23 protein-coding genes are annotated in these 23,658 nt (G+C 64.4%); 3 read left to right on the top strand and 20 right to left on the bottom strand.

All coding sequences use genetic code 11. From position 1 onward, the window contains the following. Positions 1 to 18: 18 nt before the first annotated feature. The 17 genes from BLT08_RS08175 to BLT08_RS08095 form a co-directional block, all read right to left on the bottom strand. The gene (locus tag BLT08_RS08175; protein WP_090304784.1) at positions 19 to 561 is read right to left on the bottom strand and encodes a hypothetical protein; all 543 of its coding nucleotides are present in this window, start codon (positions 559 to 561) and stop codon (positions 19 to 21) included. Positions 562 to 563: 2 nt separating this feature from the next. Continuing rightward, complete coding sequence (locus tag BLT08_RS08170) at positions 564 to 1,997, bottom strand: DNA primase (protein ID WP_090304782.1); 1,434 nt, start codon at positions 1,995 to 1,997, stop codon at positions 564 to 566. 150 nt (positions 1,998 to 2,147) lie between these two features. Then, positions 2,148 to 3,458: an outer membrane protein assembly factor BamB family protein gene (locus BLT08_RS08165; protein ID WP_090304780.1), complete on the bottom strand. Its 1,311-nt coding sequence runs from the start codon at positions 3,456 to 3,458 to the stop codon at positions 2,148 to 2,150. A 2-nt stretch (positions 3,459 to 3,460) separates the two neighbouring features. Then, a complete protein-coding gene (locus BLT08_RS08160; RefSeq protein WP_090304778.1) occupies positions 3,461 to 3,832 on the bottom strand; it encodes a DUF3209 family protein in 372 nt (123 codons plus the stop codon). 54 nt (positions 3,833 to 3,886) lie between these two features. Beyond that, positions 3,887 to 5,128 (bottom strand): CbiX/SirB N-terminal domain-containing protein, encoded by a 1,242-nt coding sequence (locus BLT08_RS08155; RefSeq protein WP_090304776.1) that lies wholly within the window; start codon positions 5,126 to 5,128, stop codon positions 3,887 to 3,889. Positions 5,129 to 5,185: 57 nt separating this feature from the next. Continuing rightward, entirely contained in the window at positions 5,186 to 5,881 is a 696-nt protein-coding gene (locus tag BLT08_RS08150) for a cobalamin biosynthesis protein (protein ID WP_090304774.1), read from the bottom strand. Further along, positions 5,878 to 6,144 carry a ferredoxin gene (locus BLT08_RS08145; protein ID WP_090304772.1) on the bottom strand — a complete coding sequence of 89 codons (267 nt, stop codon included), beginning with the start codon at positions 6,142 to 6,144 and terminating at the stop codon, positions 5,878 to 5,880. Before BLT08_RS08145 ends, BLT08_RS08150 begins: the two co-directional genes overlap by 4 nt. Before the next feature lie 36 nt (positions 6,145 to 6,180). Beyond that, on the bottom strand, positions 6,181 to 7,227 hold the full coding sequence (cobJ, locus tag BLT08_RS08140; RefSeq protein WP_090304770.1) for a precorrin-3B C(17)-methyltransferase: 1,047 nt from the start codon (positions 7,225 to 7,227) through the stop codon (positions 6,181 to 6,183). 25 nt (positions 7,228 to 7,252) lie between these two features. Next, positions 7,253 to 8,128 (bottom strand): precorrin-3B C(17)-methyltransferase, encoded by an 876-nt coding sequence (locus tag BLT08_RS08135; protein ID WP_090304768.1) that lies wholly within the window; start codon positions 8,126 to 8,128, stop codon positions 7,253 to 7,255. Beyond that, on the bottom strand, positions 8,125 to 9,120 hold the full coding sequence (gene cbiG, locus BLT08_RS08130) for a cobalt-precorrin 5A hydrolase (RefSeq protein ID WP_090304766.1): 996 nt from the start codon (positions 9,118 to 9,120) through the stop codon (positions 8,125 to 8,127). The genes BLT08_RS08135 and cbiG overlap by 4 nt, the downstream gene beginning before the upstream one ends. Positions 9,121 to 9,333: 213 nt before the next feature. Beyond that, positions 9,334 to 10,257, bottom strand: a complete 924-nt coding sequence (locus BLT08_RS08125; RefSeq protein WP_090304764.1) for a cobalt-precorrin-4/precorrin-4 C(11)-methyltransferase — start codon at positions 10,255 to 10,257, stop codon at positions 9,334 to 9,336. A 2-nt stretch (positions 10,258 to 10,259) separates the two neighbouring features. Continuing rightward, positions 10,260 to 11,078: a cobalt-factor II C(20)-methyltransferase gene (locus BLT08_RS08120; RefSeq protein ID WP_090304762.1), complete on the bottom strand. Its 819-nt coding sequence runs from the start codon at positions 11,076 to 11,078 to the stop codon at positions 10,260 to 10,262. Continuing rightward, entirely contained in the window at positions 11,075 to 11,689 is a 615-nt protein-coding gene (gene cbiT / locus BLT08_RS08115; RefSeq protein WP_090304760.1) for a precorrin-6Y C5,15-methyltransferase (decarboxylating) subunit CbiT, read from the bottom strand. The genes BLT08_RS08120 and cbiT overlap by 4 nt, the downstream gene beginning before the upstream one ends. A 171-nt stretch (positions 11,690 to 11,860) precedes the next feature. Beyond that, entirely contained in the window at positions 11,861 to 12,787 is a 927-nt protein-coding gene (locus tag BLT08_RS08110) for a ribonucleotide-diphosphate reductase subunit beta (protein ID WP_090304758.1), read from the bottom strand. A gap of 145 nt (positions 12,788 to 12,932) precedes the next feature. Beyond that, on the bottom strand, positions 12,933 to 13,715 hold the full coding sequence (locus BLT08_RS08105) for a 3-oxoacyl-ACP reductase family protein (protein ID WP_090304756.1): 783 nt from the start codon (positions 13,713 to 13,715) through the stop codon (positions 12,933 to 12,935). Between the two features lie 101 nt (positions 13,716 to 13,816). Next, positions 13,817 to 14,737 (bottom strand): glycosyltransferase family 2 protein, encoded by a 921-nt coding sequence (locus BLT08_RS08100; protein WP_090304754.1) that lies wholly within the window; start codon positions 14,735 to 14,737, stop codon positions 13,817 to 13,819. Between the two features lie 93 nt (positions 14,738 to 14,830). Next, a complete protein-coding gene (locus BLT08_RS08095; RefSeq protein WP_090306094.1) occupies positions 14,831 to 16,156 on the bottom strand; it encodes a cobyrinic acid a,c-diamide synthase in 1,326 nt (441 codons plus the stop codon). 108 nt (positions 16,157 to 16,264) lie between these two features. Here BLT08_RS08095 and BLT08_RS08090 point away from each other — a divergent pair, with 108 nt between their 5' ends. The 3 genes from BLT08_RS08090 to BLT08_RS08085 all read left to right on the top strand — a co-directional run bounded on the left by BLT08_RS08090 (position 16,265) and on the right by BLT08_RS08085 (position 18,106). Then, on the top strand, positions 16,265 to 16,819 hold the full coding sequence (locus BLT08_RS08090) for a DUF1802 family protein (RefSeq protein ID WP_090304752.1): 555 nt from the start codon (positions 16,265 to 16,267) through the stop codon (positions 16,817 to 16,819). A 138-nt stretch (positions 16,820 to 16,957) separates the two neighbouring features. Beyond that, positions 16,958 to 17,122: a hypothetical protein gene (locus BLT08_RS22930; RefSeq protein ID WP_175529263.1), complete on the top strand. Its 165-nt coding sequence runs from the start codon at positions 16,958 to 16,960 to the stop codon at positions 17,120 to 17,122. Positions 17,123 to 17,425: 303 nt separating this feature from the next. Beyond that, positions 17,426 to 18,106 carry a class I SAM-dependent methyltransferase gene (locus tag BLT08_RS08085; protein WP_090304750.1) on the top strand — a complete coding sequence of 227 codons (681 nt, stop codon included), beginning with the start codon at positions 17,426 to 17,428 and terminating at the stop codon, positions 18,104 to 18,106. A gap of 104 nt (positions 18,107 to 18,210) precedes the next feature. Here BLT08_RS08085 and BLT08_RS08080 read toward each other — a convergent pair whose 3' ends face one another. From BLT08_RS08080 to cobN, 3 genes are read right to left on the bottom strand one after another with little or no spacing between them, the layout of a single operon-like run. Beyond that, complete coding sequence (locus BLT08_RS08080) at positions 18,211 to 19,005, bottom strand: cobalt-precorrin-7 (C(5))-methyltransferase (protein ID WP_090304748.1); 795 nt, start codon at positions 19,003 to 19,005, stop codon at positions 18,211 to 18,213. Next, the gene (locus tag BLT08_RS08075) at positions 19,002 to 19,769 is read right to left on the bottom strand and encodes a precorrin-8X methylmutase (protein ID WP_090304746.1); all 768 of its coding nucleotides are present in this window, start codon (positions 19,767 to 19,769) and stop codon (positions 19,002 to 19,004) included. The genes BLT08_RS08080 and BLT08_RS08075 overlap by 4 nt, the downstream gene beginning before the upstream one ends. Further along, complete coding sequence (cobN, locus tag BLT08_RS08070) at positions 19,762 to 23,658, bottom strand: cobaltochelatase subunit CobN (protein WP_090304743.1); 3,897 nt, start codon at positions 23,656 to 23,658, stop codon at positions 19,762 to 19,764. Before cobN ends, BLT08_RS08075 begins: the two co-directional genes overlap by 8 nt.

The following is a 23,658-nucleotide window of genomic DNA, read 5'->3' as shown; positions in this document are numbered from 1 at the left end:
GGTGGTTCGTCGCCATGGTCACTCCTCCTCGTCCTCTTCCGCTGAGTCGTCTCCGGCCTCTGTCTCCCCGCTCGAGTCGTCGTCGCTGTCCTCCTCACCCTCGTCTGCCGACGCTTCGTCGTCCTCCTCGGAGCCTTCGTCCGCGGACTCGTCCGTCTCTTCCGCTTCGGACTCGTCGGCTTCTTCCTCTTCTTCGTCTTCAGTTTCGTCGTCGGACTCCGCTTCCTCGTCGTCGCTGTCTTCTTCGGCATCTTCGTCTTCCGCTTCTTCCTCGTCCGCCTCTTCGTCATCGTCTTCGTCGGCCTCAATTTCGGGCTCCTCGTCGGGGCTGAGGAGTTCGTCGACGACCATATCGCCGATCGTCCGCCCGATGGACTCGCCGACCTTTCGGCCGACGAGCGCACCGATCTGTCCGCCGAGGGCTTCCCCCAGCGGCTGGTCCTCGTCGATCTCGTCTTCCCACTGGGTTCCCTCGATTAGTTCGTCGACGTCGACGTTCTCGGTGACTTTTTCGAAATCGATGCGCTGCGCTATCGATGATGATTCAGATTCTTCGCTCATGATTAGGCTGCCTCCTGTGATTGTGCCTCGGGCTGGTCACCCGATTCGTCCTGTTGGTCGTCCGGTTCTAACTGCTCGATCACCTGTTCGATTACCTGGCTCACGACCGCCGCCACGAGGTCTTCGACTGGGAGTCCAGGGACGAGGCCGAGTAGCTTCTCCTTCAGCCAACTTGTCGCCGCAGAGATCCGTCCCGGAGACTCCTCTTCTGCAGTCTCCTCTTCGTCCGCCGGCTCGGCGTCGCTTTCTTCGCCCTTGTCGGCTTCTGCTTCATCTTCGGTGGCCGGCTCCTCGTCTGCACCGCCGAAGAGCCCGCGGAGCCACTCGACGGGCTTGCTGACGATTCCCTTCAGCCAACTCGCGAGCGAGGAGAGGCGACCGCCGGATTCGGCTTCCTCCTCACCTTTTTCGTCCGCCGCAGCGTCTTCGTCTGCTGCCTCTTCGCCACCGATTCCGAGGAGCTTGCTCAACAGTTCCTTCGGTTTGCTCAGCAATCCGCTGAGGAACTTCTTCGGCTTCTCGAGCAGACCGCTGAGCAGTTTCTTCGGTTTCTCGAGCAGACCGCTGAGTAGCTCCTTCGCCTTCCCAGGAACCTTTTTGAGCAGTTCCAGCGGCTTCTTCAGCAGCGACTTCGCCTTGTCCAGCATCGCACCGGGTCCGTCCAGCAGACCCGTCACCGCAGAGAGGAGGTTCCCGAGCAGATTGTTCTCACCGGGGCGGGCCGAGATATCGAGCGTAACCGGGTTCAGGTTGACCTCGAGACCGAGCAGGTCGAGAAACAGCCCGTCGAGGTCGAGGTGCAGGACGCCGGAGGCGTCGTCGCTCTCGTACACCACTTCGGCGTCGTCGGCGTGGCCCTCCTCACGGTCGTCTTCGACGAGGTCGCCGGTGGCGTCCAGTTCGTCCTCGTCTTCTTCGGCTTCTGCCTCCTCCTCACCTTCTTCGTCCGCTGCTTCGGCCGCTACTTCCGGTTCTTCGGCTTCTTCGTCCGAGATTTCCGGCTCTTCCGCTTCTTCCGTTTCGTCCGCTTCGTCGCCGCTCTCGGTTTCTTCCGCTGCTGTCTCTTCGTCCTCAGATTCGGCTTCGCTCTCATCTTCTTCGTCTTCAGACTCTGCTTCGTCAACTTCCTGCTCTTCGGCTTCGCTCTCGTCTTCTTCGCCCTCCTCTTGGGCTTCTGTTTCGTCTTCGCTCTCTTCGGTTTCCTCGTCGGTCGAAGCGTCGTCACCCTCACCGGTTTCTTCCACTTCGGTCGATTCTTCCTCGGCCGATTCTTCTTCGGCGTCCTCGTCTGCCATCTCCGCTTGACCGCCGTCGGTCATCAGTCTGCGATCCGTTAGCTCCGCTTGCTCACCGCCGTGACAGTGACTCGAGGAGTCCTCGACCTCCTTCGGATCGGAACACTCCTCGGAGCCAACATCTTCTAGGCCCGTTGTCATTATACGGGCAAACTCACGTGAGTTAGCGTTGTGGTAATTGGCCTTGCGTATGCGACTGTTGGTCGTACAGAACGATTGTGAGCCAGACGGCTCTCTAGGAGGGCGAACGAGACCCTCAAACTAGGTTTCAAACCGATAGTTTCCGTCGACCTACTCGAGCGAGGCGACGTGCAGGGCGTACTCGCCACGCGTCTGCCCTTCGTCGTGGTACTCGACCGGTTCTTCGATCGCCGCGAGCGTCCCGTCGGCTGCGGCGGCAGCGGTGGCAATTCCCTCGAGGCGTTCGATTCCGATCAGGCCGGACTCGCGGTCGAACCAACGGACGGCGTGCGTCTCGGGGTCGCGGACGCGGAAGCTCTGCGCGCAGGGCGCGACGACCGTGTCGCCGTCATCGTCCAGACCGTGTACGAATCCGCGAACCTCGTCGTCCCATCGCAACTCGCCGTCGACGTCGTACGTCGCGATTCGGTGTTCGTTGGGATGGCGACGTTCGGTCTCGCGGCTCTCGACGGCGTAGGTGTTGCCGGTCACGAACGTCACGCGACCGTCGTTCGCAGTAGCGTGGTTCGGATACGCGTAGAGCGTCTCGTCGCCGATATCGGTCTCGATCGCCAGATCCACGCGCCACCGCTCGGCCCCGCCGGGACCGAGCAGATAGCCTCGTTTGTCGCCGTGACTCGAGACCGCGATCGAGTCGCCGTCGAAGGACACGTCGCCGACGCGTCGGTCTCCCTCCGTGCCGGGGTCCCAGGTCCACTCGAGGTCTCCCGTCTCGGTCTCGAGGACGACGAGTCCGGTGTCGTGGTCACCCATACAGCGATTGTAGCCGACCGCCAGACGCTCGCCCGTCTCGTCCAGATCCATCGCGATGGGCGAGGCGTCGGTCTCGTACGTCCAGCGGATCGATCCATCGGGCTCGAACGCGTAGACGGTGCTGTGCCACTGGCGGGTTTCACCGTCGCGCTCGTAGCGTCGCGCGGCGGCGTAGAGCCGTTGGGTGCCGTCGGCATCGGTTCCCGTTTCGATTGAGACGACGTAGGGCAGATAGAAGACGGTGTCTTTGACGGCCTCGCCGAGGTCGTCGACCGTGTCGTACCGCCACTCTTGTTCGCCCGTCGCGGCGTCGTAGCCCGCGATCGTCCCGGTTTCGCCGCGGCCGGCGACGACGACGGTTCCGTCGCCGCCATCGCTCTCGATCGTCGTGATGCCAACGGCGTGGTCCGGGTGATCGACGGCCCAGCGGCTCTCGAGCGACTCCGATCCCGATCCGATCTCGCGAGCGGTCACGGTCCCGTCCCACTCGCCCGTGACGACGAGGTCGCCACCCGAAACGACGTGGACCGCAGATCGTGTCCACATGTGGCGACTCCGGGCCGTCTCGATCTCACCCAGCGGGATCGACTGGAACTCGAGCGACTGTTCCCGTTCCTCTTCGCGGTCGGCGTTAGCAGTCCCGGCCATGGTCAGTCCTCGACCGGGAAGGTCTCGTGAAGCATGTCGTGGGACTCACCGAGTCCGTCGACGATGCTCTCGCCTTGCGCGGTCAGTCGCTGAATCGTCCGTTCGGCGTTGCGGACTTCGAGCAGCCGTCCCTGCGTATAGTCGTACTCGGGATCATCGGTATCCATTCCGGCGACCTCCTCCTCTAAGTCGACGAGTGCGGCGTCGAGGTGGCGTTCGATCGCCGTGAGGCTCTCGGCCTCGACGAGGGCCTCGATGGGACCCTCGAGGTGGCCCTCGAGTTCCTTCTCGGCGTGGTCGCGGGTACTCTGGTCCCCGACGCCGAGGACGTTCATCAGTCCGAGTCGTAGCGCTTCGATTTCGTGGCAGCTCATGTGTGATCTTCAGATGTGGTGTTCGCGTCCGATAGTTTCGTGTCGATTCCGCTTTCAGAGCGTCTGGTCGACCAGATCGCTGACGATCCGGTCGCGATCGAGATGGTCGCCGACGATCCGCTCGGCGTCCTCGCTCGCGACGTCGCCGTACCAGATGCCATCCGGGTAGACGGCGACCATCGGCCCGTCGCCGCAGCGGCCGAGACACGAGGTACGGGTGATGCGGGCGTCGCAGTGGTCGGAGTCGCGGGCCGCCTGTCGAAGGCGCTCGAGCACCGCCGGCGACCCCATCTTCGCACAGGTTTGGTTGGTACAGACCGCGACGTGCTTCCCCGGTGCGTCGTGGCTGTGCGGTTCGTCGTCGACGTCTTCGCGATCCGCGTGGGACTGCTGGTGGGCCAGTGCGCGCAGCATCGCTCGCGCGCCGCCGACGTCCTCCTCGTACCCCTCGAGATCCACCTTGTACTTACAGGTGTCACAGGACATCTCCACGCTGTCGCTGCGGGCCTCCTGCCAGCGGTCAGCGAAGACGTCGAGGAGCCTCGAGTCGGTGCCGAGCGGGTCGCCAGCGAGTGCGTCGACGTACGGATACTCGTCATCGAACTCCGTCGTCCAGTCCCGAACGCGCTGGGTGAGCACGCCGTCGCCGAGCATGTACGGAAGGACCACCACGGCGTCTGGCCGGTGTTTGGAGAGCCCGTGGAGGCTCTCCTCGAGCGTCGGCTCGGTCACGCCGATAAACGACGCCTCGACGCGGTCGAACTCTCGGCCCTCGTACAGCAGCCGGGCCAGCTTGTGCACGTCGCCGTTGGCGTCCGGATCGCTCGAGCCCCGACCGCAGAGGACGACGGCGACGTCGTCTTCGGCGCGGTCGACGCCTAATTCGTCTTCGACCGCGGCGGCGCGGTCGTCAAGCAGATCCAGAATCGCGGGGTGAACCCCCAGGTGGGCCCCGTTGTCGATCTCGAGGTCGTACGCAGCACGGGCCTGTTCGATCGCCAGCGGCACGTCGTTCTTGACGTGACTCGCCGCGAACAGCGAGCAGTGGACGACCGTCACCTGCGAGGTGAGGGCCGCGAGTTCCGCGATGGCCTCGTCGATCGCCGGCTCCGCGAGTTCGAGAAACGCGGCGTCGACCGGGATTCCCAGTCGCGACTCGAGGGCGGCGGCCAGTTCGCGCACCTGTTCGTTCGACTTCTCGCGGCGAGAGCCGTGGCCGATCAGCAGGATGGCTTCGTCGTCGAAGGCCGTGGCGCGAGCGGACGTGGTCTCGTCGGCGTTGTCGGGTGTACTCATTGTGGGGTTCCGGATCGTGCCCGGTTCGATCGCTGTTGTCTGTGGATTCTCGGTCGGCTACTCGTACGCGTCGGCCTGCTCGAGGCTGCGCTCGAGTTTGCGGCGGCGACTCGGTGCGAACAGCCCCGTCTCCTCGCAGTTCTCGTAGAGCCAGGTGCCGAACGCGGGCGCGGCGTCGTCGTCGACGCCGAACCAGTAGCCGCCGGAGGACGTCTCGCCGAGGTCGCCCATCGGCGCGTCTACCGGGCAGTCGGCGATCAGCTCTCGCGTGAGTTCGAGCAGGTCCTGATCGTCGTGAACGAACGAGATGCCCACGGTGCCGCTCGAGGACTTGAAGCAGATGGTGCCACAGCCCTCGAGCAACCCTCGAAGGAGTTCACGGTCGTGACTCGCAAACGCGCCGAATCGGTAGTTTCCGCGGCCGTCGACGGGAAGGCCGAGCGCGCCGCTGCGGCCGAGTAGGCTCGTGTCCCCGTCGTCGCCTTCGTCTCCGCCGATCGAGAGCGTGTACTCGTCCTCGGTTCGGGTGATCGACGTATCGTGGGCGTACTCGCGACTGGTCGTCTCGTGCTCGAGGCTGCCGCCGGCGACCGCAGCGAGTACCTGTGCGGACTCCTCGTCGTTAGTGACGACTTCGATCCCATCATTCGAAACGTCGCCGCTCCCGGCGACGTGCCCCCAGAGGTACGCCGTCGCGGGGTGACCCGCGAGCGGGTCGGCCGGGACTTCGATCTGCCGTTCGGTTTCGCTCATTCGGCCACCTCCTCGACGACGATGGCGTCCGTCGGACAGGCCGCGGCGGCCTGTTTGGCTTCGTCGATGCGGTCGTCGTCGAACGTCGCGACGACCCGCTCGTCGGTGTCGGTGACCTCGCCCTCGCAGTCGTAGACGGGGTCCGCGCTCGGATCGATCGTCGCGAGGCCGTCCTCGCCCTCGACGAACCGCGGATCGCGGGTTAGACAGGCGAAGATGCCGTCGCAGGCGTCCTTCTCGATGGTGACTTCGTATCGTGGCATTGTGGGTTGGGTGTGTTCGCTGGTCGCGTCGTTGAATCAGTAGTCGTACTTCGTCTCGTAGCCACGCGGCGTGACCATCCGGTCGTCCCAGACGTAGGTGTCCTCGGTGCCGACAACGATGGTCGTCGTCATGTCGATGATCTCGCTCTCGCCTAAGTCCTCGAGTTCGGCGAGTTCGGTGATCATCACCTGCTCGTCCTCGCGACCCGCGCCGTGGACGATGCCGACCGGCGTATCCTCGTCGCGGTGGGTGAGCAGAATCTCACAGCACTTCTGGAAGTTCTCCCGGCGCTTGCGGCTCCACGGATTGTAGATCGTGATCGTGAAGTTCTCGCTGGCGACCGAGTGCAGCCGAGACTCGATCTCCGGCATCGGGACCAGGTGGTCCGACAGCGAGACCGAGACGGTGTCGTTGACCAGCGGCGCCCCGAGACGGGCCGCACAGGACTGGGCTGCGGGGACGCCCGGAATAACCTCGAAATCGACCATCGAGGCCGTCGCGCCCTTGGACTCGAGAATCTCGAGCGCCAGTCCTGCAAGCGCGTAGACGTTCGGATCGCCGCTGCCGACGATGGCGACGTCGTTGCCCGCGAGCGTGCGGTCGATCGACTCCTCGGTTCGGGAGACCTCGCCGCACATCGGCGTGTCGTAGATGTCGTCGGCCTGCTCGGTGATCTCGTCCGGGATCAGTTCGATGTAGGTCGTGTAGCCGACGATGTGATCGGCATCCAGTAACGCGTTCTTCGCGCGCTCGGTCATCCCTTCAGCGTGACCGGGCCCGAGACCGACGGCGGTCAGCTGGCCCGGGTCGGCGTCGAAATCGTCGACTTTCGCGCCGACCTCCTGCTCGTTGCTGCTCGAGTCGTCGTCCGAACTCGAGGCGCCACAGTTCGAGCCGGAGGACGAAGACGAGGAACTGGAACCCGACGCTCCACACTTCGAACCCGAGTCGTCGCTGGTGTCACTCGAGGAGGCACCGCACTTCGAACCGCTCGAGGACTCTGTCTCCGTTTCGGTCGTGCTCGAGGCACCGCACTTCGATGTCGATTCGTCGTCAGCATCTGCGTTGGTGTCTGTGCTCATGGGTATAGGGTGTCGTGTGTATTCGTCAGAAGTCGTCGACGTCACGCCCGCCGCGGGGGGTGACGAGGTACGTTCGATCGTCGTTGCTCCAGGTCTCGGTCTCGTGGTTGCCGATGATCAGCGAGGTCCCCATCCCGGAGACCTTGTTGTCGTGGTCGGCGGCCTCGCCGAGTGTCGTAATGAACTCGCTCTCGCCGTTGCGGCCGGCGTCTTCGCGGCCCGCATCGTTGACGATGGCCACGAGGGCATCGTCGGTCCGCTCCTCGCGGACGATTTCGACGGCCTGTTCGTAGTTGCGCCAGCAGTTGTAGAGGACGATTACAAAGCCCGAAATTGCGGCTGCGCGCAGTTTCTCCTCGATCTCCTCCCAGCCGCGCCACTTGTCCGACAGCGAGATCGTACAGAAGTCGTTACACAGCGGCGCGCCGACGTTGGCGGAGCCGCCGAGCGCCGCCGTGAGGCCGGGAACGATTTCGATCGGCACGTCCGTCGCGTCCTCCTCTTCGGCCATTTTGAAGATGAGGTCGGATTTCCCGTAGACGGAGGGGTCGCCGCCCGAGACGTGAGCGACGTCTTTCCCCTCGCGGACGTAGTCGAACGCCGCGCGGGCGAGTTCGATCTGGCGGCCCATCGTCGAGCGAACGATCTCCTGTTCGAAGCCGTCGTCTCGAGTCGCAAATCCCTCGTCGTCGACGGCGTCTTCCGGCGGCAGCGTGCCGTCGTCGCGCAGGAACTCCTGGTAGAGACTCGAGGCGATGACGACCTCCGAGGACTCGATGACCCGCTTGGCTTTCGCGGTCATATGATCCGGCAGGCCGGGGCCGATGCCGACGACGTAGAGGGTGCCGTGGTCGTCGGGGGTGCCGTCACTGGTATCGGCAGCTGAATCGTCGACGCTCATCGGCCGATCGCCACCGTAACCTCGTTTTCGTAGCCGATCTTCTCGAGCACCAGTTCCTGTTCGGCACTCCCCGCAATCGCACTCGCCTCCGAGACGCCGGGCCAGCCGATCAGCTCCTTCGATTTGGATGGTGTCGGCCCCTCGTGCTCGAGGAGCGTCTCCTTGTCGAAGGCGACCACGCCGAGATCGAGTTCCTGGGCGGCCTCGAGCAGCCCTTCCTCGTCTTCCTTCCGGGTTGCAGTCCCGACGAATTCGACGTCCGAGAGGTCGTACTCCGTTTGCTCGAGTGCTTCCTCCCACGCGGCGATGAAGGAGTCCTTGCTCGCGCCGGAAACGCTGCCGGTGCCGATGACGATCCCGTCCCGTTTGTTTCGCTTCAGGACCGTTACGTCGTCGCCGACGAGGACGGCTTTCGGGCCCTCGAGTCGTTCCACGGGACCCAGATTGTCGTCGAGGACGGCGAGGTTCGTCTTCACCGTCGAATCGCCGTTGACGACGTGGGTGTCCATCGCCTTCGCGCGGGACTCGACGCCCTGCTTACCGGCGGCCTCGCTCGCGGTGGTCATCGCCGGAATCGCGCCCATCGTCGCCAGATCCTGTGCGACCTGGTTCGCGCCGTGGTGGCCCCCCGTGATCGGGATGGCCCACGTCAGTTCCTCGTCGACGACACAGATCGCGGGATCGTCCCACTTGTCGTCGAGCAGATGGGCCGTCTTCCGCATCGCGATTCCCGAAGCCATCAGCCCGATGAAGCAGTCGTACTCGCCCCAGTACTCGTCGAAGACCGTCCCGTGGTACTCGATGATGTCGATCGTCTCGTACCGGTCGCCGATCTCGTCCTTGATCTCCTCGGCGGTCTCCATCTTCCGCCCGAAGGAGATGATCGCGATCTCTTCGGCGACCTCGCCGTCCGAATCTGCCGTCGAACAGTGGCCGCCGGAATCGGTACTCGAGTTATCCGTATCGTCCGTATTTGTGCTTCCTGAACTCATTGTGAAACCTCCATCGTACCGAAACCGTACTGTCCACGTCCTATCGACCCGTCCAGTCCACCGCGTGGGTGGGGCTGAAAGGGGCTGGCTCGCTCGGCGAGCGAGACGATGTAAGCACCGAAGCGACTGTTAGGAGCGAGGAGCGAAGCGAGTCGCAGCCGTCGAGCGAGCCAGGGGCTTTCACGGTGTTCGCGGTAGTGACTGCAAGACATCTCAGTCGTCCCCCGCTTGCGTTTCCGTTTCGTTCGTATCGCTCGAGCCTCGATTGGCCCAGTCACCGTAGAGGAACGATCGCTCGTAGCCCGCACCCGTCACGGCGTCGCCGATAACGACCATCGCGGAGGCCCGATAGCCGGCCTCCTCAACCTTGTCCGCGATGTTCCCAACCGTCCCGATGATGACGTCCTCGTCCGGCCAGGAGGCGTGGTAGATCACGCCGACCGGGGTTTCGGGGTCGTGGCCGTCCTCGAGCAGCCGATCCATCGTATCTCGGACCGCGTGGGTGCCGAGGTAGATACAGCTCGTCACGTCGCCCATGCCGACGAACTCGGAGATGTGGTCTTCCTCCTCGGTCAGGGTCTTGCCCTGTGGCCGAGTGAACGCGACGTGGTTCGAGACTTCGTTGAGCGTCAACTGGGTCCGAAGGGTCGCGCTCGCAGCGAAGGCCGAGGTGACGCCCGGCACGAAGTAGGTCGGAACGCCCTCGTGCTCGAGGGCGTCCATCTGCTCGAGTGCGGCCCCGTAGATCGCGGGATCGCCGCTGTGGAGCCGCACTACGTTCTCGCCGTCTTCGTAGGCGTCGCGCATCAGGGGGATGAGTTCCTCGAGATCCTTGCCCACCGAATTGACCAGCTCGGCGTGGGCGCAGTACTCGTCCAACAGTTCGCTGTTGACCAGCGAGCCCGCGTGGACGACGAGGTCGGCCTCCTCGAGCAGTTCCTTCCCGGCGACTGTCAGCAGTCGCGGGTTGCCAGGGCCGGCGCCGACGAAGGGGATCCCCTCCTGTTCGTCGCCGGCGTTGTGATCGAAGATTCGGTCGTCCAGTTCCTCGCGGCGAAGTGCTCCCTGGGCGTCGATCGCTTCCTGCGGGTCGCCGCCGCTTGCGTCGGGATCGTCGTTCGTAGTTGTCTCCGTCATGTTCAGTGGCCTCCACAGTCGCCGTGTGCACAGCCTTCCGCCATCTCTTCGACGACGACCTCTCCACCGTCTGCGACTGGTTCGCCGCTCGTCGTCGAGTCGTCCTCGCTCGAGGCATCCTCAGTTCCGTTGCCCTCCTGCTGGAACGCCGCCGTCGCCTGCTCGACCTCGAGATCCTCCTTCACGGCGTACGCCAGCGTGTAGTAGTCTCGCTCGTCGATCTCCGCGGGGTCGTCCGTCACCAGCGTCTCGCCCTGTTCCATGAACAGCCGGCGGCCGTATGTCACGTCGTAGCTGGCTTCGACGAGCCCCTCGTGGGTCGCCGGCGCGTCGGTGACCTTGAACAGAATCATCCGGTCCGGACCGGTCGGGCTGTGGCCGTTCGCGGCCTCGCGAAGCGAGAGACCCGCGCCGGCTTCGATCTCGACGCCCATCGCGGTCGCGAACGCGGTTACGGCGCTCACACCGGGGACGATCTCGAGTTCGACGTCCGGATGAAAGGCGTCGATCGTCCGGCGCAAGTGCCCGAAGGTCGAGTAGACGTTCGGATCGCCAAGCGTGACGAAGGCGACGTCGCCCTCGCGTGCGTTCGGCGCGATCTCAGCCGCGGCTTCCTTCCACGCCGACCGAAGCTTCTCCTCGTCTTTCGTCATCGGGAAATCGAGGTCCCCGATCTTCGACTCGTCGACGTGCTCGAGGGCGACCGATCGCGAGAGGCGGCCGGGCGAGTAGACCACGTCCGCGTTCTCGAGCACCTGCTTGCCGCGAACCGTCACGAGATCGGCCTCGCCGGGACCGAGTCCGACGCCGAAGAGCGTCATCGAGACCCTCCGCGTCCATCCGCAGCGATCTTCTTCCCACCGTCGTCTTCGTCATCCGACTCCGGCGTCGCGCTTCCGACCAGCATGTAAACCGGGTTGTCCGAATTGAAACTCGTCGCCCCGGCGAGTTCGTAGCCGTGGCTCACCTGGAACTGGACGACCTCCTCTAAGATATCCCGCTCGCGGAAGGCTTCCGTCGCCTTGCCTGCAACCTCGAGTCGCGAGACGTTCATCACGACCCGGTCGATTTCGGTTGCGACGGCGTGATCCAACACGGCCTCGAAGTTCCGGCTCCCGCCCAGAAAGAGCGCGTCGGCGTCGTCGGGCAGTCCCTCGGGCGCTTCCTCGTTGCGCAGTTCGACGTCGGCCCGTACCGACTCCGCGTTGGCCGCGAGGTTCTTCTCGGTCGTCTCGAGTCGTTCCGGTTTCCGCTCGAGTGCGGTCACCCGCCCGGCTCGCTGTGCGGCTTCGATCGTGACGGCCCCCGTACAGGAGCCGACCTCCGCGAAGTGATCGTCGTCCTCGAGTGCGAGCTTCGAGTGGACGACGGCGCGGACCTCAGACTTGGTCGGTCCGGCCTTCGCATCGTGTGGAAGCGCGATGGGTGGCATCACCCTGTGGGAACAGAGCCCGTCCCTAAAACAATTTTGTTTGGAGTAGAGAAACTACGATTGCCCACATGGAGTTGGAGTAGAACAACGCGATTTGTTCACGGGCCCGTGACTGTCGAGACCATCGAACAATGTGGGTGCTCAGCGAGGGGAGACGAAGCAACGAAGGACTCAGTCCGCGGCGCGCCGGGTCTGTACGACTCGACGAACGTCGTCGTACTCCTCGAACCGATCGGCGCCGATGTAATCGACGGTGTCCTGCAGGTACTGCATCGTCTGTTTGCCGATCTTCCTCTGGTCGTAACCCTCGAACGGCATCTCTTCCGGCGGTGCACCGAGAAGCCGGTTCTCGACATACTCCTCGATCCGGGGTTCGTAGACGTCCTGTACGATGTCGGGTTCGGCCTCGGCCAGCTTCCGCATGATCCAGCGGCCGTTCTCGATGTGGCGGGTTTCGTCCTGTCTGACCTTCCCGATGGCCGTCTGGAACGACTCGAGGACGACCTCTCGCCCCATCTCCTCGGCTTTCAGTTCGATCATCTGGTCGAAGCTCAGATAGCCGCCGCGAGCGAGTTGCGCCTCGACGATCCCCATGTAGTTCAGGTAGGCCTCGCCGAGCGCGTAGACGAGTTCTCGCTGGTCGCCGCTATTGATCGCGGCCAAGAGAGTGTCCGCGGTGTCGTACAGATCGTCCGTGCTGTACCCCTGCTCCTGATAGCCACCGACGCGGTGCGGTTCGGTGTCCTGGGTCTCGAACACCTCCTCGAAGTACCGACTGAAGAGATCGGTGTGCTTCGCTTCCTCGTAGACCTGCTGGGCCAGGTAGATCTCCTCCTGGACGGTGTCGAACGGCATCTCGTCGTTCTCGAGCGCGTCGAGCGCCATCATGTACGGCGCGAGCGTCCGCGTCACGTCCTCCTCGCCGTCGTAAAAGGCCGCACACGAGGCGAGAAAGCGCTGTTTCTCCGCGTCGGAGAACTGTTTCCAGTCGGCCCTGTCGGCCGCAAAGTCGAACTCGTCCGGGTCCCACGTCCCTTCCTGCTTCCCCTTCCGATACAGTTGGTACGATTTCTCACGGTTACTGTACTCTATTGGCATACGGTTGCTAGATCACCTCCCCCGAAATGAAAGTTCGTGGAAAAAACAGATTCGTGGTTCAACGTCGTTTATCCAGATTGTCCGCTGCAGGGATGATCCGGACCGAGTTCGCCGTTCGAGCCAAAACTTCGTAAGACAACTCTCGTTACCACTCCATCCCGCCGTTGATGCCGATCACCTGCCCCGTCATGTACTCCGCGTAGTCGCTGGTGAGAAACCGGATCATACCGACGATATCTTCGGTCTGGGCGAACCGGTTCAGCGGGATATCCTCCCGGATCTTGTCCTGGACCCGTTCGGGAACCTTCTCGAGCATGTCCGTCTGGGTAAAGCCGGGCGCGACACAGTTCGCCGTGGAGTTGTGCGCGGCGAGTTCCAGCGCCAGCGTTCGGGTGAACGCGAACAGGCCACCCTTCGACGTCGCGTAGTTGGCCTGCCCGTAGTTGCCCTGCTGGCCGACGACGCTCGAGATGTTGATGAGGCGGCCGTTGTCAGAGGCCTTGATGTCGTCGAAGAAGGCCTTCGTGCAGTTGAACGTCCCGTTCAGGTTGACGTCGATGACCGTCTGCCAGTCCTCGTGAGTCATGTCTTCGAACTTTCGGTCGATGGTGATCCCGGCGTTGTTGACGAGTACGTCGATCCCGCCCAGTTCGTCGCGGACCGTCTCGGCCATCGCTTCGACCTCCGCCGGTTCGGAGATATCCGCCTGTACGGGAACGGCCGTCTCGTCGTTAGCCTCGATAGTCTCCGTGACCTCGCGGGCCTTCTCTTCTGCCGATCGGTAGTTCACCGCCACGTCGGCCCCACAGCGGGCGAGTTCGAACGCGATATCGCGGCCGATACCGCGCGAGGATCCCGTAACGAGGCAGGTTCTGTCGGCCAGTGGTCGCTGGTCTAGCGGCTCGAGTCGCTGGACTGATTCGGACATACGATTGGGCCTACATCGGCATTGGTGTTAACCGTTTGACTAATGGTTGGAATCGATGAATGCCACGTCGAACGTTAGTTCAAAATCAGTAGCCACCGTCCTCACTCGGACTCCACCGTCACGTCGAATTTGCTTCGCCAGCGATACCGCCGACCGCCCCAGATGAACGTTCGACGAGCGAGGCCGTAGAGCAAGAGCGGGATCGACGCCAGCAACACCGCGTACGTCAGGAGGAATGTCCACCGGCGAATACCGAATGTGACGTAGACGGCACCCATCGCGAGTGTCGACAGCACCAGCGCGGGCAGCGGAAACAGGAGGCAGACGGCGGTGAGAAGCGCGCCGGCCGCGGCTTGCGTCGCAGTGCCAAACGGCACACAGTAGCGGACGATCTGCGCGAACCTGGCGGTGTTTTCGAGCGATTCGCGGATTGACCCGCCGATATCGACGCGCCGCGTCCGCCTGACAGCAGTGACGTCGGCGTACTCGGCGAGGAGACCGTCGTCGCTCACCGTCCGACGAAGGTCGTCGAGAAAGGTCGCTTCGTCGATGTCGTCGCGTTCGAAGACGACGGCACCGGCCCACGGAATCGCTGTGAAATAGACCCCCAACGTGGCGTTGAGGACGAATATCGGTTCCAGCAGTACGGCCAGCGGATCTCGACCGACGAAAACCGGGAGCTCCGTCGTCGGCCCGTGTCTATCGTAGTCGGCTCGGAGGGTTTCGAGCCACTCCGGCGGATGGTGGAAGTCGTCGTCGGTCCAGACGATCCGATCGTGTTCGGCGGCCTCCATGCCGGCGGCGATCGCGTTGGCCTTGCCGGAACAGCGTTCGGGTTCGCCCGCGATCACCAGCCTGGCGTTGTCCGGACAGCCCTCGATGCGGTCGGCGACCGACTCGCGTTCGGCGTCGCAAACCACGAGCAACTCGTCTCTCGGCCGAAGCTGTTCGACGATTTCCTCGCAGGCGTCGGTCCAGCCGGTAGTGGGGAGAACGACGCTCGTCGGCGTGGCAGCCGGCATGCCAGGTTCTTGTCGCCGTCCCGTGATAAATCTGGGTCGATGGACCGTCCGGAACCGGGAAACGGCCGCGGGATCGACATGAGAGGGATCGGTCTACTCGTCGATCCGCTCGAGGAACCGATCAAACGCCCCGCTCTCGGCGTGAACGTGGACGTACGTCCCGAGCGACTCGTACTCCGTCAGGCCGTCGTGGTCGCCGTCGATGCCGTCCCCTCGCACCGTCTCGAACGCGAAGCGGGCGTCGCCGTCGACGTCGGCGCTCGAGTAGTGAAACTCGTGGCCGCGAATCGTCTCGCCGGCGTTGGCCGTCAGCGTTCCCTCGCTCGCCTCGAGTTCGACGTGATCGAGCGCTTGATAGCGGTCGTGCATCGTGACGTCCGCCGGGAGGATACCGGCCATCTCGTGGTGGTCGCCCTCCGCTGTCGTCAGCGACTGACCCATCGCCATCAAGCCGCCGCACTCGCCGAGGACTGGCAGTCCCTCGCTGGCCAACTCGCCGAGTTCCGAGAGGGTGCCTGAGGACTCGAGTTCCGCGGCGTGAAGTTCGGGGTAGCCGCCGGGCAGGTAGACGCCGTCGCAATCGGGGACGGGATCGCCCGCGACGGGCGAGAACGTGACCAGTTCGGCCCGCTCGCGGAACCGTTCGATGGTTGCGGGATACCGAAAGCAGAAGGCGGCGTCGTCCGCGACGGCGACGGTGGCGTCGATCGGATCGCCGGACTGAGCAGGTTCTTCGGACGAACTCGACCCGTCGGGAGCGGATGGCTCGCTCGCCACCGCTGCCAGACGCTCGGCCTCGAGCGACTCCGCAGCCTCCCGGAGCGCCGCTTTCGGCAGCGCGGCTTCCTCGCCCATCTCGAGACCGAGGTGTCGATCCGGGATCTCGAGTTCCGGATTCGGCGGGATTCGACCGAAGAACTCGAGGTCATCCGGGAGCGCGTCGCGGATGCCTTGCTCGTGGCGGCCGCCGTGGGCGCGCTGGGCGACGATTCCGGCAACCTCGACGTCGCGGCCGATCGCCTTCGCGTACTGCTGGAATCCGAGCGCGGTCGCCGCGACGCTCTCCATGCCCGCTTTCGCGTCGACGACGAGCACGACGGGAATGTCGAGCGCTTCGGCGACCATCGCGGTGCTCGAGCCGTCGCCGTCGTAGAGGCCCATCACGCCCTCGACGACGCAGACGTCTCCCTCGCCGCGCTGGTAGTTGCGTCGGAGTCCGTCCTCACCGCAGAGCCACAGGTCGAGCGTTCGGGAGGGTCGTCCGGCAATCGCCTCGTGGTGACTGGGGTCGATGAAGTCCGGCCCCGCCTTGGCGGGCTGGACCGAGTAGCCTGCGTCCTCGAGCGCCTGAATGATCGACAGCGTCGCGACCGTCTTCCCGACGCCGGAGCTGACGCCGCCGAGGACGAATCCGTTTATCATTGTGGTTGCGTTCGCACAACTGAACTTGAATGCGTCGGTAGGGACGGTGATCTCGAGTAACCGAAACCGAATTGGGACTCGTCTGCGTTCGGTCGAGCGAGACCAATGAGCGAAGCCAAGACGGCGGCGATACCCGCACTAAAAGAGCGTGCCGGGGTGGTCAACGCCGTACTCGAGGGCACTCAGACGGTCCTCGTTCGACACCCCACGCTCGATCCGGGCACGATCGACGGTCCGTTCGTGCTCTATCCCGCGTACACCCATCAGGAACCGGATCGCTATCAACCCCGGTACGAGGACTACTACTACCGAGCCAGTGCCAAGCCGGAAGAGGGGGTGCCGATCCGTGCTGTCGCTGACGTCCGCGGGGAGTACACCGTCTCGAGCGACGACCTCGCGTCCCTCGCCCGACACTATGTCTACACCCCCGAGGGACTGCGCGACAAGTACGATCCGGACGGCGACCTGCGCGTGCTGTTACTTCGAGTGAGCGAACTCGACTCGCCCCGGATTATCGAAGAACGGGGAAGCTATCGGGGCTGTCGCGCGTGGATCGACCTCGCAGACGACGTCGAGATCGGTCTCGAGTCGACGACGCCGGTCCTCGACGATCCGACGTTCGCCGAGCGTCGGGCGGCGGTTCGGGACGCCCTCGAGTGATACGGTCTGCTGTAACGATTTACCGGTGTAACCGCGACCATCCTGCGGTTGCACCGAAATGACTCACAGCAATCCGTATGAGAGTGGGGTCCGCCGACGAACGTAAGTACTCGAGTCGGTTACGACCGTCTCCCTCCCATGCCCGACGAAACCGAACACGAGACCGAACATCACCTCCGAGAAGCACTGCGACACCTCGGCGACGCACAGCAGGGAGACCTCCGCAAGACGAACGCCGTCGCGCTCGAGGAGGTTTCGAACACCCTGTCGTCGGTACTGCGAGAGCACGAGCAGGACGAGTGACGGATTTCGGCCGACGTCCGTCGCTGTATTTTTCCGCACGTATCGTTCCCTAACCTCACTTAGCACGGATACATAGAGGCAGATTTATTTGTAATACTCTCATAGTTGGATATATTACTGATTCGTGACTGGGTATCGCCCCACCGCGAACGGGAACGACCAGTCGACTACACCCATGCAATCACCACACGACTCGAGTCGGCGAGTATCCGGAACGGAGACGCGAATTCGAACTGTCCCACACGAGCCGTTCGAACACGGTCTGTCGGCACAGTACACCAACCGAAGTAGCGAGGGTGAACGATGACTCAGCCGACCCAGTCCGACGAGGAGGTCAAGGCGACCGTCAAGCAGTACTGGGACGGCCGCGCCGAGTCGTTCGACGACGACAGCCAACACGGCATTCACAGCGAGGAACAACGCGAGGCGTGGCTGTCGGTGCTGCGTCCGTGGACGGGCGATCCCCCACAGCAGATCCTCGACGTCGGCTGTGGCACCGGCGTGATCTCGCTGCTGTTAGCGGAGCTCGGCCACGACGTCACGGGCGTCGACTTCGCGCCGGAAATGCTTGAGCAGGCGCGAACGAAGGTCGAGCGGTCGGAACTGTCCGCCGAGTTTCAGCGCGGCGACGCGGAGAACTTGGCACAGCGCGAGGACACCTATGACCTGGTGACTGCGCGCCACCTCATCTGGACGCTGCCGACCCCGGAGAACGCGATCGACGAGTGGCAGCGCGTCGTCCATCCCGGCGGTCGTCTCGTCCTAATCGAGGGGCACTGGGACTTCGACGAGACGTTCGAGGGCTACGAGGAGATCCACGACGACCTGCCGCTGTACGACGGTCGGCCGCCCGAAGAGCTGGCGGCGTTCCTCAGAGAGCAGGGACTCGAGAACGTCGAGTACGACCCCCTGGCGGAGTCTGCGCTCTGGGGACAGGAGCCGAATTACGAGAAGTACATCATGGTCGGCGACGTGCCCGAGTAGTTCGTTCTGTCACGCGCCCACACGATTTCTTCGAGCACCACGATACGCGTTCTCGAAAAGTTACGGGACGACGAGGCGGCCGTCCAAACGCGACTCGAGTCCGTTTACGACACGGGCTGTCTGACCGCAAGCACGACCAGATCCGAGAACGGCGTGTCCTCCGTCCCGCTTCCGCCGGCGTGTTCGGCCAACTCGGACAGCGTGAAGCGGTGAATCTGCTCGTCGTCGTGCGTTAGTTTTTCGAGCACCAGCGCCTCGATATCCGGCGCAGCCCCTTCCTCGAGCAGAAACTGGGCGAGATCGCCGGGCATTCGATCGTACGGCCGCGGGAGTACGAGCGCGTGTCGCTCTTCGACTGCGACCGCGGTGGCGAGACGATCCATGTCGGCCTCGAGGTCGCCACTTTTGTGCAGCGTGACGAACTCGGTGTCTTCCATCGGTGTCCGGGCACGACTCGCAGCCATCTGGAGCGATGAGATGCCAGGAATGACGCGAACGGGTATTTCGGAATCCTGTCGCTGAATAGTATCTTGTACCTTCCCGACGAACTGGTAGCCCGAGTGATTCGGGTCGCCCATCGCGACGGCAGTGCCTGGCTCGCCGGCCGCGACGCGTTCGCCGAATTCCTCGAGCGCCTCGGCTTCGTCCTCGTAGCCACAGGTCAGCAGGTCGGCGTCGGTGAGATCCTCGACGAACTCCACGACGGTCGTGAAGCCGACGACGACGTCCGCTTCCTCGATCGCCCGCCGGCCACGGGGCGTGAGGTACTCCTGATTGCCCGGGCCGACGCCGACGGCGTAAACGGGGTCGTCCGCTTCTTCGTCGATATCCGGCTCCGCCGCTGCCGCGGCGAACGTCGCGGGATCCGGGCCGGCGTCGAGGTCGTACTCGCCGCTCATTCGCCCTCCTCGGAATCTCTGGTGGCCTGTGCGGCCCGCTCGTCGGCCGTGATATCCAACTCGAGCCCGTCCGTTCGCACGTCCTTCGCCACGTGGATCAGTTCGTTCGTCAGCGCGGCCGCCAGCCCGCTCCCGCCGCGGCGGCCGACGTTCGTAATCGCCGGGATATCGTACTCCTCGCTGACCTCGCGGATGCGTTGGCGGCTCTCCTCGGCCTTGACGAAGCCGACCGGCGTCGCGACGATGACCGCGGGCCTGGTACCGTTCTCGATGCAGTCCGCGAGCGCGAACGCGGCCGTGGGGGCGTTTCCGATCGTCGCAATAGCACCGTCGTAGACGCCCTGTTTGTCCAACTCGAGCACCGAAGCCGCGGTTCGGGTCATCCCCGTCTCCTTCGCCAGTTCGGCCCCGTTGCCGATCGCCTTGCGCTTCTCGCAGTTGTGGCCGCGGCCGGTGATGCCGGCCTTGGACATCGTGATGTCGGTGACGATGATTGCCTCCTTGAGGACGGCCCGCGCACCGGCGCGAACTGGGGCGTCCTCGTCGTCGCCGAGCTCGTCGCTTCCCGAAAATTCGATCAGGTGCTGGAACTCGATGTCGCCCATCGAGTGAACCGATTTCTGCCGAATTCGGTCGGCCAGCGTCTCGTCGGGGACGAACTGTCGGACGATGTCCATGCTCGTCTCCGCGATATCCATCGCGTTCTGGGTGGTCGCGCCGAGGTCGGCGTACTCCCTCTCGAACTGTTGATCTCCCTCAGTCATCGTTGGTCACCCCCGCGCCGACGGCCTCGTTGGTCGTTCGCGCCTCGAGGTCGCCCTCGACCTCGAGGTTCAGGTCGCGCAGTCGATCGACCGTCTCGTCGTCGGCGTCCCAGAGGTCGCGCTCGACGGCCTCGAGCAGCGTGTCCGTGATGGACTCGAGGGCCCACGGGTTCACGTCGCGCATCCACTCCCGTCGATCCTCGTCGAAGGCGAACTTTGCGGCGACGTCTTCCCAAAGCGTATCCGAGATGACGCCCGTCGTCGCGTCCCAGCCGAGGGTCACGTCGACGGTCGTCGAGAGGTCGCCTGCCCCTTTGTAGCCGTGGTCCTCCATCGACTCGAGCCAGTCGGGGTTCAGTACGCGAGCGCGCATCGCCTTGCGGACCTTCTCCTCGTTCGTGTAGACGTCCACGTTGTCGGGATCGGAGGAGTCGCCGACGTAGGAGGCGGGCTCCTCGCCCGAGATTTCGGACACCGCGGAGATGAAGCCGCCGTGGAAAGCGTACCAGTCCGAGGAGTCGAACTCGTCCTGTTCCATCGTGTCCTCGATCTTGACCGTCGCGTCGACGCTCGAGAGCCGCCGTTCGAACGCGTCGTGGGCGTCCGAAACCCGCCCGCGAGAGCCCATGGCGTAGCCACCCCACTGGACGTAGACGTTGGCGAGGTCGGAACGGTCCTCCCAGTTACCCTCGTCGACGGCCTTGTTCGTCCCCGCGCCGTAGCCGCCGGGTTTGGTGGTGAAGACGCGGTGCAGGGCCGCTTTTCGGGCGTCGGATTCGTCGAGCCCCTCTTCTTCCTGCAACTCTTCGGCCTCCTCCTCGACGTGTTTCTTCACGTAGTTCATCTCGAGCGGTTCGTCGAGGTCGACGACAGCGTCGACGGCATCGTGGATGACGCCCGCCGCAGCGGGGAAGGCGTCCCGGAAGAGCCCGGAGACGCGGGTGGTCACGTCGACTCGAGGACGGTCGAGGTCCTCGAGCGGGATCGGCTCGACGTCGTCGATCCGCCCGGCGTCGGTCCACTGTGGCTCGACGCCCATCATCGCGAGCACCTGTGCAATCGTTTCGCCGCGGGTACGGACGGTAGGGGTCCCCCACGCGACGACGCCGATCTCCTCGGGGTAGGCCCCTTCTTCAGAGTGATGGCGCTCGAGGACTCCCTCCGCGACCTCGCTTCCGACCTGCCAGGCAGCCTTCGCGGGCACCTTGCGCGGATCGAGCGTGTAGAAGTTACGAGCCGTGGGCAGCAAGTCGACGCCGCCGCGGGTCGGTGCGCCCGAGCCGCCAGGGGGCACGTACTCGCCCGAGAGCGCGTCTGCTGTCCGGGGAATCTCGTCTTCGGCCCCCTGAACGCGGGGCTGGGCCTCCTCGCAGATGTACGCGAGGGCCTTTCGCAAGTTGTCGTGAGCGCGTGACTTCGCGCGCCCGTCGCCGATCGTCTCGAGGTCGACCACGAGCAGGTTCATGTTCACTTCGTCGTCGGGGCCGCCCTCGAGTTCCGACACGGGCACGTCGAACTCGTGCTCGGCGAGCGTCTCGATCAGGTCGACGCTGGTCTCGTAGACTACGTCCGCGGCCTCAGCGTAGGTCATCCCCAGATCCTCGTCGTACTCGCCGGGCGAGTTGAGCATCTTCTCGTAGTCCACGCCCAGCGCGCCGGCCACGCTCTCGCGCAGGCTCGGCGCGCCGGGGTTCTCGAGGCGCATCAGCGCGACGAGGTACTTCACGAGGCGCTCGTCGGCCGGCGGCTCGGACATCGTGTGCAGCCCCAGCCGAATCTGGGTCGTTTTGACGTCCGTGAGGTACTCGTGAATGCGCTCGACGAGGTCGTCGATCGCGAGGTCGTCGCCTTCGACGTCGCCCTCAGCCAAGGTCGAACCCGCCTCGTCCGGACCGCGGACGTCGGCCTTCTCGTCGATCGTGCCTGTGATACCCAACTCTACGGCGAGATCAAGTTCCTCGACTTTCTCGCGCATGAGATCCTCGAGGTGCTGACCATCGTCCGCGCGGGCGTCTTCCATCCCGGCCTCGCGGTACTGATTGGCGAGTTCCTCGAGTTCGGACAACTCGTCATAGGTGCCCGCGTTCCGCATCACGGGCGTTAGGTAGTCGACGATGGCGGCGTAGGACCGCCGTTTGGCCTGCGTCCCCTCGCCCGGATTGTTGACGATGTAGGGGTAGACGTTCGGAATGTCGTCGATCAACTGGTCCGGCGCGCTCTCGCCGTTCAGCCCGACGGTCTTTCCGGGAAGCCACTCGAGGCTGCCGTGGGTGCCCAGGTGGACGACCCCGTCGACCTCGAACTCGTTGCGCAGCCAGCCGTAGAACGCGTAGTAGTCGTGTGGCGGCTGCAGGTCCGAATCGTGGTAGACCTTCGAGGGATCCATCCCGAACCCGCGCGGGGGTTGGACGGTGACGAGCACGTTACCGAACTCGACGCCCGGGATGGCGAACGGCCGGTCGGGAACCTCGCCCCATTCCTCGACGATGTTCTCCTGAAATCGCTCGTCGGCGTCGGCGAACCAGTCCGCGTAGGTGTCAGAGGCGACGACGTCGACCGAGAGGTCGCGAACGTCCTCGGGGGCGACCCAGCGGTCCTCGAGCGTGAGTTGCGACGTAAGTTTCTCGACGAGTGTCTGCCCGTTCTCGGGCAGTTCTCCGCCTAAATCGTATCCTCGAGCGTCGAGTTCCTCGAGCAGATTCACGGTCGACTCCGGCGAATCGAGCCCGAACGCGGTCCCGATCCCGTCGTCGCTCGGCGGGTAGTTGTGCAGGACGACGGCGACCCGCTTCTCCTCGTTCGGGGTGTGTCGAAGCTCGGCCCAGTTGACCGCGAGCCGCGTCGCGTGATCGACGCGATCTTCGATCGGGTAGTGGTGTTTCGGCGCGCTGCCGATGCCGGCCTCGTCGTCGGTGCGTTCCTTCCCCGAGATCGGATGGGTGATGACGTTGCCGTCGAACTCGGGCAGGGCGACCGAGAGCGCGAGTTCGAAGCCCATCACGCCCGTGTCACTGGATTCGTAGCGCGACCGCGAGCGCATCGTGGTGATCGTCTGGAGGACGGGGACGCCGAGTCGGTCGAGGAAGACGTCCTCGGCGCTCGATCCCTCGTCGCTGGCGCTGCGGCCGCGCTCGTCCATGGAGAGGGAGAACATAAAGGACGACAGCACGGCGTCGACGACTGGCCGTCCGTCGGCGTCGATGAGCCAGTTGTCGGTCACCCACTCCGCATCCTCCTGCTCGTCGGTGTCCGTTGCCGGATTACAGAAGATCGGCAGGGCGTTCGCGCCCTGTTCCTCGAGCGCCCGAACCTGTGCGTCGACGTAGCGAGTGTTCTCGTGGGTCCAGTGAGATTCGTAGAACCAGACTGCGACCGTCGGCTTCTCGGCGTCGTGAGTTTCGAGCAGTTCCTCGTACTCGACGCCGGGATAGTCGGGGTGGTAGACGCCCTCCGTAGGGAGTTCGGCGGGGTCGTCGTACTCCATGTCTAGACCCTCGTACTCGGCGGCGAGGAACCGACAGCAGTTCTCGACGTTGATCGTGCCGCCCTTCTCCAGATAGTCGTAGACGAGGTCGCGATGTCCCTCCGAGACCGTCGTATCCTCGAACGCGAACGCGTCGCCGGTCGCCTTGACGATCAGCGGGACGCCCGCCTCCTCGAGCGCGCCCGTCGCGTAGTCGTAGCCCGGCATGCTGTCTTCGGCGCCGTGCAGCCAGAAGATGGCCGCGGCGGCGTCGGTCAATTCCTCGACGAACTCCTCGATGTCGGCTTCGTCCTCGAGGTCGCTCTCCGAGCGAACGACCAGCTCGATACCCTCGAGGCGCTCGGCGGCCTGGCCGATCGAGCCGAGTTCGTTCTCCGTCGCGGTGTAGATCCCGATCCGTGTCAT

Source organism: Natronorubrum texcoconense (assembly GCF_900100335.1).
Classification (GTDB): domain Archaea; phylum Halobacteriota; class Halobacteria; order Halobacteriales; family Natrialbaceae; genus Natronorubrum; species Natronorubrum texcoconense.
The sequence above is the reverse complement of the archived record's forward strand: the minus strand, read 5'-3'. Positions and strand labels throughout refer to the sequence as shown.

Coding starts and splice junctions, on each gene's coding strand:
- BLT08_RS08175 (WP_090304784.1), bottom strand. CDS start 561: ATGAGCGAAGAATCTGAATCATCATCGATAGCGCAGCGCATCGATTTC.
- BLT08_RS08170 (WP_090304782.1), bottom strand. CDS start 1,997: ATGACAACGGGCCTAGAAGATGTTGGCTCCGAGGAGTGTTCCGATCCG.
- BLT08_RS08165 (WP_090304780.1), bottom strand. CDS start 3,458: ATGGCCGGGACTGCTAACGCCGACCGCGAAGAGGAACGGGAACAGTCG.
- BLT08_RS08160 (WP_090304778.1), bottom strand. CDS start 3,832: ATGAGCTGCCACGAAATCGAAGCGCTACGACTCGGACTGATGAACGTC.
- BLT08_RS08155 (WP_090304776.1), bottom strand. CDS start 5,128: ATGAGTACACCCGACAACGCCGACGAGACCACGTCCGCTCGCGCCACG.
- BLT08_RS08150 (WP_090304774.1), bottom strand. CDS start 5,881: ATGAGCGAAACCGAACGGCAGATCGAAGTCCCGGCCGACCCGCTCGCG.
- BLT08_RS08145 (WP_090304772.1), bottom strand. CDS start 6,144: ATGCCACGATACGAAGTCACCATCGAGAAGGACGCCTGCGACGGCATC.
- cobJ (WP_090304770.1), bottom strand. CDS start 7,227: ATGAGCACAGACACCAACGCAGATGCTGACGACGAATCGACATCGAAG.
- BLT08_RS08135 (WP_090304768.1), bottom strand. CDS start 8,128: ATGAGCGTCGACGATTCAGCTGCCGATACCAGTGACGGCACCCCCGAC.
- cbiG (WP_090304766.1), bottom strand. CDS start 9,120: ATGAGTTCAGGAAGCACAAATACGGACGATACGGATAACTCGAGTACC.
- BLT08_RS08125 (WP_090304764.1), bottom strand. CDS start 10,257: ATGACGGAGACAACTACGAACGACGATCCCGACGCAAGCGGCGGCGAC.
- BLT08_RS08120 (WP_090304762.1), bottom strand. CDS start 11,078: ATGACGCTCTTCGGCGTCGGACTCGGTCCCGGCGAGGCCGATCTCGTG.
- cbiT (WP_090304760.1), bottom strand. CDS start 11,689: ATGCCACCCATCGCGCTTCCACACGATGCGAAGGCCGGACCGACCAAG.
- BLT08_RS08110 (WP_090304758.1), bottom strand. CDS start 12,787: ATGCCAATAGAGTACAGTAACCGTGAGAAATCGTACCAACTGTATCGG.
- BLT08_RS08105 (WP_090304756.1), bottom strand. CDS start 13,715: ATGTCCGAATCAGTCCAGCGACTCGAGCCGCTAGACCAGCGACCACTG.
- BLT08_RS08100 (WP_090304754.1), bottom strand. CDS start 14,737: ATGCCGGCTGCCACGCCGACGAGCGTCGTTCTCCCCACTACCGGCTGG.
- BLT08_RS08090 (WP_090304752.1), top strand. CDS start 16,265: ATGAGCGAAGCCAAGACGGCGGCGATACCCGCACTAAAAGAGCGTGCC.
- BLT08_RS22930 (WP_175529263.1), top strand. CDS start 16,958: ATGCCCGACGAAACCGAACACGAGACCGAACATCACCTCCGAGAAGCA.
- BLT08_RS08085 (WP_090304750.1), top strand. CDS start 17,426: ATGACTCAGCCGACCCAGTCCGACGAGGAGGTCAAGGCGACCGTCAAG.
- BLT08_RS08080 (WP_090304748.1), bottom strand. CDS start 19,005: ATGAGCGGCGAGTACGACCTCGACGCCGGCCCGGATCCCGCGACGTTC.
- BLT08_RS08075 (WP_090304746.1), bottom strand. CDS start 19,769: ATGACTGAGGGAGATCAACAGTTCGAGAGGGAGTACGCCGACCTCGGC.
- cobN (WP_090304743.1), bottom strand. CDS start 23,658: ATGACACGGATCGGGATCTACACCGCGACGGAGAACGAACTCGGCTCG.